Source organism: Luteimonas sp. Soil_C_5, from assembly GCF_057656615.1.
Map to the genome: position 1 here is coordinate 414,464 of NZ_JBDGKA010000002.1, position 13,696 is coordinate 428,159.

Below are 13,696 nucleotides of genomic sequence, written 5' to 3' on the forward strand. Positions count from 1 at the left end.
TGTGACCAGTGTGGCCGCCATCCGGAGTCTCACCATCGGGCCAGCGGCAAGCGCTGCCAGGAACCGTATTCTGCGGCGTCTTCCGGGCACCACAGAGTGCCGGCTCGCAAGCGCAGCAGGGCGTCGGATCGGCCCTGACGCAGTCGCCACATCCGGGCTGCATACTGCGCGCGCCCTCCCCCTCCGGATCCGCCCGCATGGCGTCCAGCCTGCTCACCCTGCTCGACGATATCGCCACCGTACTCGACGACGTGGCCCTGATGACCAAGGTGGCCGCGCGCAAATCCGCCGGCGTACTCGGCGACGACCTCGCCCTCAATGCGCAGCAGGTCACCGGCGTGCAGGCCGATCGCGAACTGCCGGTGGTCTGGGCGGTCGCGAAAGGCTCGGCGCGCAACAAGCTGATTCTCGTGCCGGCCGCGCTCGCCATCAGCGCATGGCTGCCGTGGCTGGTCACGCCGCTGCTGATGGCCGGCGGCCTGTTTCTCTGCTACGAAGGGTTCGAGAAGGTGCTGCACAAAGTGCTGCACAAGGCCGAGGACGAGGCCGCCAAGCCGGGCCGCACCGCGGCGCTCGCCGGCGCGGACGTCGATCCGGTGGCGTTCGAACGCGACAAGATCCGCGGCGCCGTGCGTACCGATCTGATCCTGTCGGCCGAGATCATCGCGATCACCCTCGGCACCGTCGCCGGCGCCGCATTCGCGACCCAGGTCGGCGTGCTGGTCGGCATCTCGGCGTTGATGACGGTCGGCGTCTACGGCCTCGTCGCGGGCATCGTGAAACTCGACGACGCCGGCCTGTATCTGAGCAAGCGCGCGTCCAGCGCGGCGCAGGCGATCGGCCGCGGCATCCTGCGCGTCGCACCGTGGTTGATGAAGACGCTGGCGATTGTCGGCACCGCGGCGATGTTCCTCGTCGGCGGCGGCATCCTGACCCACGGCGTGCACGACGTGCAGACCTGGATCGACGATGCGGCGACCGGGCTGGGCGCGCTGCCCGAAGTCGGCATGGTGCTCGGCGCGATGCTGCCGACGGTGATCAACGCGGTGGTCGGCATCGTCGCCGGCGGCATCGTGGTGGGCATCATTGCGCTGATCCGGCGCATGCGCGGCAAGCCTGCGCTCGCGCACTGACGGCGCGCTCAGCAGGGCAGGACGAAGGCGCCGAGCCAGACCAGCAGGCCCGCGAGCCACACCCCCAGCATCACCACGCAGGCGCCGAGCAGCCACAGCGCGCGCCTGCCCGGTCGCAATGCACGGGTGCGCCGCCAGGTGAGCAGCGGGGCGGCGAGTCCGATGCATAGGGCAAGTGCGAGTACGCCGACACCGAGCGCGACGAACCAGGCCGGTTTGACCGGTTCGACCGGGCACCGGGTCATCGCAAATGCCGGCGATGCAGCGCCGGCCATCAGCACAACGGCGGCCGTCTGCAGCACGCGGGACAGCGGACTCAAAGTCCGGCGGCCCGCTTCCACAACAGATTGCGCAGCGGCGGCAAGGCCTGCGCGATGCCGAGCGCATGGCTGCGCAGCAGCACCGGCAGCAGCGACTCGTTCGAGTAGGCGCGGTTGATCGATTCGAAGGCATGCGCGGCGACCGCGCTTTCGCTGCGTCGCGTGCGCGCCCAGCGCGCCAGCCGTTGCGGCGCATCCCAGCGCGCGCCGCGACGACGCGCCTCGGCCACGCTGTCGACGAGACCGATCACATCGCGCAGGCCGAGGTTCACGCCCTGCCCGGCCAGCGGATGCACGACATGCGCCGCATCGCCGATCACCAGCACACGCCCCTGCAGCTGCGCATCGGCCAGCTGGCGCCGCAACGGAAACGCGGCGCGCGGCGAGACCGGCGTCAGCGTGCCGAGCCGGCCACCGGACGCACGCGTCACGGCATCCGCGAACGCCGCGTCGTCGAGTTCGCGCACGCGCGTCGCTTCATCGGCAGGCAGCGTCCAGACGATGGAACTGCGGCCCTGCGCGACCGGCAGCAGGGCCAGCGGACCGGTCGGCAGGAAACGCTGCCACGCGGTATCGCAATGCGGCCCGGTGCTCTCGACATAGCCGACCACGCCGGCCTGCGCGTAATCGTGCGCGCGGGTGCCGATGCCGGCGAGCGTGCGCAGCGTCGACGCGGCGCCGTCGGCGGCGATCGCCAGGCGTGCTTCGATCCGGCTGCCCGCGTCGAGGCGCAGGGTCACGCCGTCGGCGTGCTGCTCCAGCGCTTCGACCTGTGCCGGTGCACGCACGTCGACGCCGGCCGCGGCCAACCGTGCCCACAGCCGGTCGACCAGCAGGCCGTGCTCGACGATCCAGCCGAGCTCGCGCATGCCGAGCTGGTCGGCGTCGAAGACCAGTTCACTGCCGCCGCCCGCATCCCAGACCTGCATGCGCCGATAGGCGTGCGCGCGCGTGGCGCGAATGTCGTCCCAGGCGCCGACCGAACGCAGCAGGCCGGCGCTGTCAGGCGCGAAGGCGTAGACGCGCAGATCGGGATTCGCCGCCGACCACGCGACCGGCACGCGGGCCTCGACCAGCACCACATCCAGATCCTGCGCGGCCAGCGCCAACGCGCAGGCCGCACCGACCACGCCACCGCCGACGATCACCACGTCACGCGGGCCGCGACGGCTCATGCCGCACCTCCGCGGCACAGTGCGGGCACGTCGCCGCGATAGCCCATCGCACCGCCGGCCAGCATCGCCTGCAGCGCAGCATCGCGATCGATCGCCAGCAGGCCGAGGCTGCGCAGAGGGCGCATCAGGACCGAAGGGTTCGAGGTCAGCCGCGCCAGCCCATCGGAAAACGCGAGCGTGCGGCTGCGGTCTTCGCGCCTGCGCGCGGCGTAGGTGTCCAGCAATGTCGACGCGCCCGGATCGGCACCGGCCGCGACCAGTTCGGCCAGCGTCAGCGCATCGCGCAGGCCCAGATTGAAGCCCTGCGCGCCGATCGGATGCAGGGTCTGCGCGGCGTTGCCGACCAGCACCGCGCGATCCGCCGTCGTCTGCGCGGCGACCACGCGGCGCAGCGCATAGCGGCTGCGCGGACCGACCGCGACGAACCGCCCGGCGCGCCAGCCGAAGGCCGACTGCACGCGCGCGAGGAACGCGGCGTCATCGAGACCGGCAACGGCGTCCGCCGCTGCGCCCGCCACGCCGTGGACCAGGCCGTAATGACGATCGCCGCGGGGCAGCAGCGCCGTCGGGCCGTTGTCGGTCAGGCGCTCGTAGGCGATGCCATCGGGCGGACGGGCGGTCTGCAGACGCGCGACGAACAGGTCCTGACCATAGGCATGGACCGCCGCATTGATATCGAGCGCCGTACGCACGAACGAATCCGTGCCGTCGGCCGCCACGACCAGCGCGGCGCCGAGTTCGCGCTCGCCATCGGCAGTCGCGATGCGGACACGCCGCTGCCCACCGGCCGCGGGCGCCACGCCGGTCACGCGGGCCGGCCGGTAGCGGGTGACATGCGTGGTCGCGCCCAGCCGCGCCTCGAGGGCCTGGCCGAAATCCCGGGCCACGACGACCTGGCCGAACTGGCTGCGACCGTAATCGCGCGCATCCAGCCGCACCCGGCCGAAGTCGCCGGCGCGGCTGATGTGGATCTGCCGGATCGGCCCGGACGGCGCCTGCAAGGCCTGCAGCACGCCCAGCGCGGTCAGGGCGTTGACGGTCGCCTCGGCGAAACTGAGGTTGCGCTCGTCGAACACCGCCGGCATCGCGCCTTCGGCGGTCGCCTCGACCAGCGCGGTGTCGATGCCGGCGCGGTCGAGCGCGATGGCGAGACTGGCGCCGACGAGGCCGCCGCCGACGATCAGGACCTGGTGTGCATGCTCCATGGCGCGATGATAAGCGCTGGGCGCACGCCGCCGGGCGCTCCGCTAGAATGGCGGCCTTGCACATTTCCGCACGTCCCGGAGCCGCCATGAATCCCGTCGCCCGTCGCGCCACGATCTTCGCAGTGCTGGCCGCGCTGATGGCCGCCACCCGCCTGCACCATTTCGGCGCGGTGCCTGACGCGTCCTGGGTGGTGTTCTTCATCGGCGGCTTCTACCTCGCCGGCGGCACGCGCTGGGCGTTCCCGGCACTGATGGCGCTGGCCGTCGCGGTGGACTGGTTCGTGATCACCAGCCAGGGCCTCTCGTTCTGGACCCACTACTGCGTCTCGCCCGCCTACTGGTGCCTGGTGCCGGCGTACTTCGCGATGTGGGCCGGCGGCCTGTGGCTGAAGCGGCATGTGGCCGGACCGGCGCTGGCCGGCGTGCTGAAGCTGGCCGCCAGCCTGGTCGTGTCGGTGGTGGTGTGCCATCTGATCGCGCAGGGCAGCTTCTACTGGATCAGCAGCAGCGTTGCCGAGCCCACCCTGGCCGGCTGGTGGAAGAATTACACCGACTGGCTGCTGCCCTACGGTCGCGTCGCCGCGCTGTACGTCGGCGCCGCCGCGATGCTGCATGTGCTGCTGACCCGCGTGCTGCCGCAGCCGGCGCCCGCCCGCGCGCTGCACGCCGACTGACCCCGGCTACGCGATGGGCAACCGCCTTTCGAAGATCTACACCCGCACCGGCGACGACGGCTCGACCGGGCTGGGCGACGGCGCCCGGGTCGGCAAGGATTCGCTGCGCGTGGCCGCCTACGGCACGGTCGACGAGGCTAACTCGACGATCGGCCTGCTGCTGGCCACGGCCGTGCCGGATGACATCCGCGATCTGCTGACGACCGTGCAACACCAGCTGTTCGATCTCGGCGGCGAGCTGTGCATTCCCGGCCACGCGGCGATCGAGGATGCCGATATCGATGCGCTCGAAGCGCGCCTCGACCACTACAACGATGCCCTGCCGCCGCTGAAGGATTTCATCCTGCCCGGCGGCGGCGAGGCCGCGGCGCGCTGCCACATCGCGCGTACCGTCGTGCGCCGCGCGGAGCGCGAAGCGGTGGCGCTGTCGCGCGTCGAGGCGGTGCGGCCCCAGGCCGTGCGTTATCTCAACCGCCTGTCCGATCTGCTGTTCGTGCTGGCCCGCGTGCTGGCCCGCGCCGATGGGCACGGCGAAGTGCTGTGGCGCCACGAGCGTCGGCGCTGAGCGATGCATCATCCGGTCGGCTTTGGCGGTGACACCCGGCAGGTGCCGGTGTTCTCGCATGCCAGCGGGCTGGACCACGACACCGGCCCCGGTCACGCCGAATGCCCCGAGCGGCTGGCGGCGGTCATCGACGCGTTGCGCGCCGCGTTTCCCGATCTCGACCTGCGCCAGGCGCCCGCCGCCACGCGCGGTCAGCTGCTGCGCGTGCACGACGAATCCCTGCTGCGCACGGTGCTCGAATCGCAACCGACCGGGCGGATCCCGCTGGATGCCGACACCGTCCTGTCGCCCGGCTCGGCGACCGCCGCCCTGCACGCGGCCGGCGCAGGCGTGGCCGCAGTCGATCTGGTGTTCGGCGGCGGACCGAAGCGGGCCTTCTGCGCCGTGCGCCCGCCGGGCCACCACGCCACGGCGGACATCGCGATGGGGTTCTGCCTGTTCAACAGCATCGCGGTCGCAGCCGCGCACGCGCTGGACCGCTACGGCCTGACCCGGATCTCGATCGTCGATTTCGACGTCCACCACGGCAACGGCACCCAGGCGATCTTCGATGCCGAGCCGCGGGTGCAGTACGTCAGCTCGCACCAGTTGCCGCTGTATCCCGACACCGGCCATCGCGACGAGCGCGGCGTCGGCAACATCGTCAACCTGCCGTTGCCGGCCGGCACCGGCAGTGATCGCTTTCGCGACGCGTGGCGCGAGCGCCTGTTGCCGGAGATCGATGCCTTCGCACCGCAGCTGGTCCTGGTGTCGGCCGGCTTCGACGCGCACCGGCGCGATCCGCTGGCCCAGCTCGAACTCGAGGCCGACGACTTCGGCTGGCTGACCGGCGAACTGGTCAAGCTGGCCGACCGTCATGCCGAGGGCCGGCTGGTCTCGATGCTCGAAGGCGGCTACGACCTGGACGCCCTGCGCACGAGCAGCGTCGCGCACCTGCGTGCGCTGAGCGACTGACGCAGCCCGGATCGCGCGTCCTGGGGCGAGCGGCAGCGCAAACGCGCCCGCCGGCCCCATTCGCACATGCGCCAGTCCGCGCCCCTGCGACCCACCATTCAGCTTGCCGCCCACCCCGGTGCGGACCGGCACGAAGCGCGGCGCATCGCGGCGCTGCCGGGCGCTGTCGGCGCATTGCCGCTACCCATGGGATACGGCATGCTGGCGCACGTTTTTGGCTGAACGGATCGACCGTGCGCCCTGCCCTACGCCTGCTCCCCCTTCCGTTCTGCATCGCCGTCTCGTTGACCGCACACGCGGACGACATGCTGCGCCCCAACTACTGGGCGCTGTGTCCGATCGAGGACGCCGTGCCGTCTTTCGCCGATGCCCAGGCGCCAATCGGCTCGGTCGAGGACCGCGAGAACCAGCCGACCGATATCGACGGCGACCAGTTCGAAGGCCTGACCGGCATCGACAGCGACTTCACCGGCAACGTCACCGGCGACGTGACCCTGCGCCGCGGCGACCAGTTCCTCGGCACCGACGACCTGCAGTTCTCGCAGGACGACGGCACCTTCGTGGCCGACGGCAACGTCCGCTACCAGGACGCCGGCATGCGCGTGATCGCCGATCGCCTGGAAGGCGACACGATCGCCGAGTCCTACCGCATGGAGCGCGTGCGCTACCAGCTGACCGCGCGCCGCGGCAACGGCGGCGCCGACCACATCCGCATGGACGGCACGGTCGGCGCCCTGATCGGTTCGACCTATTCGACCTGCACGCCCAGCGACCGATGGTGGGAGCTGAAGGCCGGCCAGATCGACATCGACACCGAGATGGGCATGGGCACCGCGCGACGCGCGACCCTGCGCGTGGGTCGGGTGCCGGTGCTGTACGTGCCGTGGTTCCGCTTCCCGATCGACGAACGCCGCCTGTCGGGCCTGCTGTTTCCGCGCATCTCGCAGTCCGGCCGCAACGGCTTCGACTACACCCAGCCGATCTACCTGAACCTCGCGCCGAACTACGACATGACGCTCGAGCCGCGCTTCATGAGCCGGCGCGGCGTGCAGCTGGGCACCGAGTTCCGCTTCATGACCGACCGGGCGCGCGGCGAGCTGGACGTGGCCTATCTGCCGTCCGACAAGCTGACCACCCGCGAGCGCGAGCTCGAAGAGGAACAGGTACCGATCGTCGAGAACCGGCGCAAGGCCGACCGCGCGTTCCTCAACTTCGGCGGATCGCTGGACATCAATCCGACCTGGCAGGGCCGCACCAACCTGACCTGGATGAGCGACCCGCGCTACCTCGAGGACTCCAGCAACAATGTCGACGGCATTTCGACGGTCAACGCCCTGAGCCAGATCGGCGTCTTCGGCCAGGGCACCTCGGGCGATCGCGGTTACTGGAATGCGAGCGTGCTCGGCGACTACCAGTTGCTGACCGATTACACGCTGCCCGAGTCGATCCTGCCCTACAACCGTCTGCCGCATGCGTCCTTCACCTGGCAGCGCCCGTACGGCGACTGGATCAACGCGGGCGTCGACACCACCGCGACCCGCTTCGCGCACGTCGATGACGCCGCGCGACCCGGCGGCAGCCGTTTGGATCTCAAACCCTATATCTCGATGCCGTTCGAAGGCGCGGCGTGGTTCGTGCGCCCGACCCTCGCCTGGCGCCACACCAGTTATTCACTGGATCGCGCGCTGACCGACCAGATCGCCGAACAGCGCGCGCGTGCTGAACTCGGCATCCCGGGCAACGTGCCTGTGCCGGCCGATACGCTGGCGCTCTATAGCAACAGGTCGCCGAGCCGCAGCCAGCCGATCGGCTCGATCGACGCCGGCCTGTTCTTCGACCGCAACACCAGCTGGCGCGGCGAGGAATACCTGCACACGCTCGAGCCGCGGCTGTTCTATCTGAACTCGCCGTACCGCGACCAGTCCGCGCTGCCGCTGTTCGACACCAGCCCGCTGACCTTCGGCTGGGGTCAGCTGTTCCGCGACAACCGCTACTCGGGCGCCGACCGCCAGGCCGACGCGAACCAGGTCACGATGGCGGTGAGCACGCGCCTGATCCGCGAATCCGATGGCATGGAGAAGCTCTCCGCCAGTCTCGGACAGATCGTCTACCTGTCGGACTCCCGGGTCACCATTCCCGGTGAGGCGCAGGTCGAGCAGGGCCGCTCGGCCTGGGTCACCGACGCCACGTATGCGATCAATGACCGCTGGACGGTCAGCGCCGGCTACCAGTGGGATCCCAAGTTCCGCCGCGAAGACCTGATGTCGCTGCGCACGCGCTATCTGATCGGTGACGAAGGCATCGTCAACTTCGCTTACCGTCGCCGCGCCGATCTGATCGAACAGGCCGACCTGTCGTTCCTGTACCCGATCAGCCCCGCCTGGAGCCTCGTCGGCCGCTACTACTACTCGTTCACCGAGGCTCGCCTGCTCGAAGCGGTGGCCGGTGTGCAGTGGGACAGCTGCTGTCTCGCGGCCCGCGTCGTCGCGCGCCGTTACCTGCGCAATCGCCAGGGAGAGCTGAACAACGCGATCATGTTCGAACTTGAACTGAAGGGTCTGGGCTCGGCCGGCCCCGACACGGCCGACCGTTTGCGCCGTGCTATTCTCGGTTATTACCGCGATGACCTCTATCTCGTGCCGCCGTCCGAGCTGCGCAACAGCGACGACGAAGAAACCTTCACTCCCGGCCTGAGCCAATGAAGACACTGATCCGTTCTCTTGCGGCGGCTGCCGTGCTGTTCGCCGCCACCGCGCAGGCACAGGACCTGCAGCCCCTCGACCGTATTGCCGCCGTTGTCGACGAGGACGTGATCCTCGCCAGCGAACTCGAGCGCGCCGTCGCCAATATCCGCGGCCAGTACGCGACGCGCCAGGACCAGCTGCCGCCGCAGCAGATCCTCGAGCGTCAGGTGCTCGAGCGCCTGATCACCCTGCGTCTGCAGACCGCGCGTGCGCAGCAGACCGGCGTGCGCATCAGCGACGAGGAAGTGGACCAGGCGATCGCCGCGATCGCGCAGCAGAACAACTTCACGATGGACCAGCTGCGCCAGCAGCTGGCCGGCGACGGCATGTCGTTCGACGACTTCCGCGCCTCGCTGCGTGACGAACTGATGGTGCAGCGCATGCGCCAGCGCTTCGCGCAGACGCGCATCTCGGTCAGCGATGCCGAAGTCGACGCCGCACTGTCGGCGCAGGCCTCGGGCGCGCAGTACCGCCTGTCGCATATCTTGGTGGCGCTGCCGGAAGGCGCGACGCCGGAGCAGATCCAGGTCGGTCAGCAGAAGGTCGACGGCATCAAGGGCCTGCTGGACCGCAACGAAATGGAATTCTCGGCGGCTGCCGTGCGTTATTCCGACAGCCCCAACGCGCTTGAGGGCGGCGATCTGGGCTGGCGCCGCAGCGACGAGATCCCGGCCGCCTTCGCGACCGCGGTGACCTCGCTGCAGCCCGGCCAAGTGATCGGCCCGATCCGGGGTCCGAGCGGCTTCCAGCTGCTGCAGCTGGTCGAGGTGCGCGATGCCGCCCAGGCCGGTACGGGTTCGGTGACCGAATTCCAGGCCCGCCACATCCTGATCCGCGCCGCGGCCGGCGACGACAGCGCTGCGCGTGCACGCGCCGACGCGCTGCGTGCCCGGATCCAGGGCGGCGCCGATTTTGCGGAGATCGCCCAGGAGAGCTCCGAAGACACCAGCACCAAGGGCACCGGTGGCGATCTCGGCTGGTTCACCCAGGACGAATTCGGTCCCGACTTCGGCGCCCAGGTGGCTGCACTCGCCGACGGTGCCGTGTCGCCGCCGTTCCGCACCCAGGCCGGCTGGCACGTCGTCCAGCGCCTGGCGACCCGCCAGTCCGCCGGCAACGACAACAACCAGCGCGCCCAGGCCCGCGAAGCCATCGGCCAGCGCAAGCTGGAAGACGAATGGGACCGTTACGTGCGCGAGCTGCGCGGCGAAGCCTACGTCAGCGTCCGCATCGGCCCGAATCCCGACCCGGAGGTCGTGGGCAGCGGCGGATGATCTCCGCGGCCCGCCACACGCCGGGCCGCACGCGCAGGGGCATCCAGATCGACGGCCCCTGTTCCACCGCGCGGCCGCTGCCGCGCCTGTCCGGGCAGACCGCGTTGTCGGACGCCCGGACCGGATCGGCCGGTTCGCCACTGCTGCGATTGCCGATTCCGATGACACCCCCTGATTTCCGTCCCATGCAGTCCCTGCTGGCGGGCACGCGTTGAGCCGCCCGCGCCTTGCACTGGTGCCCGGCGAACCGGCCGGAATCGGCCCGGAACTATGTGTCCGCGCCGCCTGGCACCCGACCGACGCGGACCTGGTGGCGATCGCGGATCGCGACACCCTGCAACGCGCAGCTGCCGCGCTCGACCTGCCGCTCGCCTTCGCCGATCCGCATGCCGACGCGATCCCGGCCGGCACTTTGCGCCTGATCGATGCCCCCCATCCCGCCCGGGTGGCGTTCGGCAGCCCCGAACCCGCCAATGCCCGCAGCGTGATCGACGGCCTGCTGCTGGCCGCCACAGGCTGCCGTGACGGCACGTTCGACGGCATGGTCACCGGCCCGGTGCACAAGGCCGCGATCAACGCCGGGGGCGTGCCCTACACCGGCACGACCGAGTTGCTGGCCGACGACGCCGGATGCGACGTCGTCATGATGCTCGCCAACCCCACTCTGCGCGTGGCGCTGGCGACGACCCACCTGCCGCTGCGCGCGGTGCCGGACGCGATCACCGCCGGTCTGCTGGAACGCGTGCTGCGCATCCTGGCGACTGCGCTGCAGCGTGACTTCGGCCTCGACACGCCGCGCATCGCAGTGCTCGGCCTGAACCCGCACGCAGGCGAGGACGGCCATCTGGGCCACGAGGAACAGGAGACCATCACGCCGCTGCTCGATCGCCTGCGCGGCAAAGGATTCCGGCTCGAAGGTCCGTTGCCAGCCGATACCGCCTTCCTGCCCGCGCGCCTGGCCGGGGTCGACGCGGTGCTGGCGATGTATCACGACCAGGGCCTGCCGGTCCTCAAGTACAGCGGTTTCGAATCGGCGGTCAACCTGACCCTCGGCCTGCCCTACCCGCGCGTCGCGGTCGACCACGGCACGGCGCTCGAGCTGGCCGGCACCGGACGCGCCGACCCGTCCAGCCTGTTCGCCGCGATCGACCAGTGCGCCGTGCTCGCGCGCCATCGCGGGCGGGCCCGGTGAGCGCATCGCCGACCATCGGCTGGGACGACTTCCTGCAGGTCGACCTGCGGGTCGGCCGCGTCGTCGCGGCCGAGCCCTTTCCGGCCGCGCGTCGTCCCGCCTACGTGCTGCACGTGGATTTCGGCCCCGATCTCGGGGTGCGCAAGTCCAGTGCGCAGATCACTGCCCACTACACGCCCGACGCCCTGATCGGGCGGCTGGTAGTCGGCGTGGTCAATTTCCCGCCCAAGCAGATCGGACCGCTGATGTCCGAATGCCTGATCACCGGATTCCACGATGCCGACGGCGCCGTGCGCCTGTGCGTGCCCGATGGCGATATCGCGCCGGGAACCCGGCTGTTGTGATCCGACTTCCGAACGACACCTGCCCATGAGCCGATTCTCCGCCCGCCCCGACCCCCGTCCCGACGCGTTCACCGAACCGCCGAAGAAATCGCTCGGCCAGAACTTCCTGCACGAGCGCGGCGTCGTCGATCGCATCGTCCTGGCCGTCTCGCCGAAGCCGGGCGAGCGGATCGTCGAGATCGGCCCCGGACAGGGCGCGATGACGTTCCCCCTGCTCGACCGCCACGGCGCCCTGACCGCGATCGAGTTCGACCGCGACCTGCTCGAGCCGCTGACGCTGCAGGCCGCCGCGCACGGCGCGCTCACGCTGATCCACGCCAACGTGCTCGACGTCGACTTCACGGCGCTCGCGGACGGCACGCCGATCCGGCTGGTCGGCAATCTGCCCTACAACCTGTCCTCGCCGATCCTGTTCCACGCGCTGGCGCACGCGCCGGCCATCGTCGACATGCACTTCATGCTGCAGAAGGAAGTCGTCGAGCGCATGGCGGCCGGCCCCGGCAGCAAGGTCTATGGACGGCTCAGCGTGATGCTGCAGGCCTACTGCGACGTCACCGCGCTGTTCACCGTCGGCCCCGGCGCATTCCGGCCCGCGCCCAAGGTGGATTCGGCCGTCGTGCGCCTGAAGCCGCGACCGGCCGACAGCATCCGGATCGAAGACCACGCGCGCTTCGCGCACATCGTGCGCGCCGCGTTCGGCCAGCGCCGCAAGACGCTGCGCAATGCGCTGGGCACGGTGATGGACGCGGAGGCGATCGCGTCCGTCGGCATCGATCCGCAGACCCGCGCCGAGCAGCTGGCGGTCGCCGATTTCGTGCGTCTGGCGAACATCACGCCCGACGCATAGTCGATGCATTCATGCCGTCCGGCTACACTGGACGCGCAATGAACGAGACCGCCGACTACACCCTCGAAATCCAGATCGCGACGCGCTTCCTCGACGAGGAATCCAAGCCCGACGCCGACCGGTTCGTGTTCGCCTATACGATCCGCATCCGCAACGTGGGACGCCTGCCGGCGCAGCTGGTGGCGCGCCACTGGATCATCACCGATGCCAACGGGCGTGTGGAGGAAGTCCGCGGCGATGGCGTCGTGGGCGAACAGCCGCGCCTGGAACCCGGCGAGGATTTCACCTATACCTCCGGCGCCGTGCTGACCACCTCCGTCGGCACGATGGAAGGCAGCTACGACATGATCGGCGACGACGGTGCGCATTTCGATGCGCCAATCCCGCCGTTCACGCTGTCGGTCCCGCGGACGTTGCACTGACGCATGGCTGTCTGGGCAATCGGCGACCTGCAGGGCTGCTACGACCCGACCCGGCGTCTGCTCGATGCGATCGGCTTCGATCCGGCGCAGGACCGCCTGTGGTTCTGCGGCGACCTGGTCAATCGCGGCGGCGAATCGGTGGAGACGCTGCGTCTGGTGCATTCGCTGCGCGACAACGTCGTCAGCGTGCTGGGCAACCACGACCTCTCGCTGCTGGCAATCGCCGAGCGTCGTGAGGAGGACCAGCGCAAGGTCAACGCCGACCTGCAGGGCGTGCTGTTCGCGCACGATCGCGATGTGCTGCTCGACTGGCTGCGCGCCTGCCCGCTGCTGCACGTGGACCGGGATCTCGGCTGGATGATGCTGCATGCCGGCCTGGCGCCACGATGGACGACGGAACTGGCCGAACGTCATGCCAGCGAGATCGAACGCAAGCTGCGCAACGGCGGCTACCGCAAGCTGCTCCGGAACATGTACGGCGACCGGCCGGCGTGGTCGCCGAACCTGGCGGGCCCGGATCGGGATCGCGCGATCATCAACATCTTCACCCGCATGCGTTACTGCGCCCCGAAGGGCCGCATCGCATTCGAGGAAAAGGGCCAGCCGGGCACACAGCAGCCGGGGCTCTATCCCTGGTACGAAGTCCCGGGACGCGCCGAGCGCGACCTGAAGATCGTTTGCGGCCACTGGTCGACGCTGGGCCTGTTCATCGGCCACGGCGTGCATGCGATCGATACCGGCGCGGTCTGGGGCGGCAAGCTCACCGCACTGCAGCTCGATGCCGACACGCTGCGCATCGTGCAGGTGCCCGGACGGGACGTGCAGCCGCCGCGCTGATCGCGCCGCG

13 protein-coding genes and 1 pseudogene are annotated in these 13,696 nt (G+C 70.1%); 11 read left to right on the forward strand and 3 right to left on the reverse strand.

All coding sequences use genetic code 11. The features are described 5' to 3' along the window. Positions 1-197 precede the first annotated feature (197 nt). Entirely contained in the window at positions 198-1,133 is a 936-nt protein-coding gene (locus tag AC3A5K_RS06400) for a DUF808 domain-containing protein (RefSeq protein WP_487616666.1), read from the forward strand. Between the two features lie 8 nt (positions 1,134-1,141). Here AC3A5K_RS06400 and AC3A5K_RS06405 read toward each other — a convergent pair whose 3' ends face one another. The 3 genes from AC3A5K_RS06405 to ubiH are packed head-to-tail and all read right to left on the reverse strand — an operon-like array spanning position 1,142 to position 3,833. Further along, positions 1,142-1,453 (reverse strand): hypothetical protein, encoded by a 312-nt coding sequence (locus tag AC3A5K_RS06405; RefSeq protein ID WP_487616667.1) that lies wholly within the window; start codon positions 1,451-1,453, stop codon positions 1,142-1,144. Further along, positions 1,450-2,628 (reverse strand): FAD-dependent oxidoreductase, encoded by a 1,179-nt coding sequence (locus tag AC3A5K_RS06410; protein ID WP_487616668.1) that lies wholly within the window; start codon positions 2,626-2,628, stop codon positions 1,450-1,452. Before AC3A5K_RS06410 ends, AC3A5K_RS06405 begins: the two co-directional genes overlap by 4 nt. Continuing rightward, complete coding sequence (gene ubiH, locus AC3A5K_RS06415) at positions 2,625-3,833, reverse strand: 2-octaprenyl-6-methoxyphenyl hydroxylase (RefSeq protein WP_487616669.1); 1,209 nt, start codon at positions 3,831-3,833, stop codon at positions 2,625-2,627. The genes AC3A5K_RS06410 and ubiH overlap by 4 nt, the downstream gene beginning before the upstream one ends. 86 nt (positions 3,834-3,919) lie before the next feature. On the opposite strand from ubiH, the gene AC3A5K_RS06420 reads away from it, so the two are divergent. The 10 genes and pseudogenes from AC3A5K_RS06420 to AC3A5K_RS06465 all read left to right on the forward strand — a co-directional run. Next, positions 3,920-4,507 (forward strand): hypothetical protein, encoded by a 588-nt coding sequence (locus AC3A5K_RS06420; protein WP_487616670.1) that lies wholly within the window; start codon positions 3,920-3,922, stop codon positions 4,505-4,507. A gap of 13 nt (positions 4,508-4,520) precedes the next feature. After that, complete coding sequence (locus tag AC3A5K_RS06425; protein ID WP_487616671.1) at positions 4,521-5,072, forward strand: cob(I)yrinic acid a,c-diamide adenosyltransferase; 552 nt, start codon at positions 4,521-4,523, stop codon at positions 5,070-5,072. Between the two features lie 42 nt (positions 5,073-5,114). Then, entirely contained in the window at positions 5,115-6,026 is a 912-nt protein-coding gene (locus tag AC3A5K_RS06430; RefSeq protein ID WP_487617066.1) for a histone deacetylase family protein, read from the forward strand. A gap of 233 nt (positions 6,027-6,259) precedes the next feature. Next, positions 6,260-8,728, forward strand: coding sequence for an LPS assembly protein LptD (lptD, locus tag AC3A5K_RS06435; RefSeq protein WP_487616672.1), 2,469 nt, complete (start codon positions 6,260-6,262; stop codon positions 8,726-8,728). Beyond that, positions 8,725-10,044: a peptidylprolyl isomerase gene (locus tag AC3A5K_RS06440; protein ID WP_487616673.1), complete on the forward strand. Its 1,320-nt coding sequence runs from the start codon at positions 8,725-8,727 to the stop codon at positions 10,042-10,044. Before lptD ends, AC3A5K_RS06440 begins: the two co-directional genes overlap by 4 nt. A 211-nt stretch (positions 10,045-10,255) precedes the next feature. Then, a complete protein-coding gene (pdxA, locus tag AC3A5K_RS06445; protein WP_487616674.1) occupies positions 10,256-11,236 on the forward strand; it encodes a 4-hydroxythreonine-4-phosphate dehydrogenase PdxA in 981 nt (326 codons plus the stop codon). Then, on the forward strand, positions 11,233-11,580 hold the full coding sequence (locus AC3A5K_RS06450; RefSeq protein WP_487616675.1) for a tRNA-binding protein: 348 nt from the start codon (positions 11,233-11,235) through the stop codon (positions 11,578-11,580). Before pdxA ends, AC3A5K_RS06450 begins: the two co-directional genes overlap by 4 nt. A 25-nt stretch (positions 11,581-11,605) precedes the next feature. Further along, positions 11,606-12,427, forward strand: coding sequence for a 16S rRNA (adenine(1518)-N(6)/adenine(1519)-N(6))-dimethyltransferase RsmA (gene rsmA, locus AC3A5K_RS06455; RefSeq protein ID WP_487616676.1), 822 nt, complete (start codon positions 11,606-11,608; stop codon positions 12,425-12,427). 38 nt (positions 12,428-12,465) lie between these two features. Continuing rightward, the gene (gene apaG, locus AC3A5K_RS06460; RefSeq protein ID WP_487616677.1) at positions 12,466-12,849 is read left to right on the forward strand and encodes a Co2+/Mg2+ efflux protein ApaG; all 384 of its coding nucleotides are present in this window, start codon (positions 12,466-12,468) and stop codon (positions 12,847-12,849) included. A gap of 3 nt (positions 12,850-12,852) precedes the next feature. Beyond that, a pseudogene (locus AC3A5K_RS06465) lies at positions 12,853-13,680 on the forward strand (symmetrical bis(5'-nucleosyl)-tetraphosphatase); the annotation flags it as partial. Positions 13,681-13,696: the final 16 nt, after the last annotated feature.

Bases quoted from the DNA above. Each gene is read 5' to 3' on its own strand.
- AC3A5K_RS06400 (WP_487616666.1), top strand. From the start codon at position 198: ATGGCGTCCAGCCTGCTCACCCTGCTCGACGATATCGCCACCGTACTC.
- AC3A5K_RS06410 (WP_487616668.1), bottom strand. From the start codon at position 2,628: ATGAGCCGTCGCGGCCCGCGTGACGTGGTGATCGTCGGCGGTGGCGTG.
- ubiH (WP_487616669.1), bottom strand. From the start codon at position 3,833: ATGGAGCATGCACACCAGGTCCTGATCGTCGGCGGCGGCCTCGTCGGC.
- AC3A5K_RS06420 (WP_487616670.1), top strand. From the start codon at position 3,920: ATGAATCCCGTCGCCCGTCGCGCCACGATCTTCGCAGTGCTGGCCGCG.
- AC3A5K_RS06425 (WP_487616671.1), top strand. From the start codon at position 4,521: ATGGGCAACCGCCTTTCGAAGATCTACACCCGCACCGGCGACGACGGC.
- AC3A5K_RS06440 (WP_487616673.1), top strand. From the start codon at position 8,725: ATGAAGACACTGATCCGTTCTCTTGCGGCGGCTGCCGTGCTGTTCGCC.
- rsmA (WP_487616676.1), top strand. From the start codon at position 11,606: ATGAGCCGATTCTCCGCCCGCCCCGACCCCCGTCCCGACGCGTTCACC.
- apaG (WP_487616677.1), top strand. From the start codon at position 12,466: ATGAACGAGACCGCCGACTACACCCTCGAAATCCAGATCGCGACGCGC.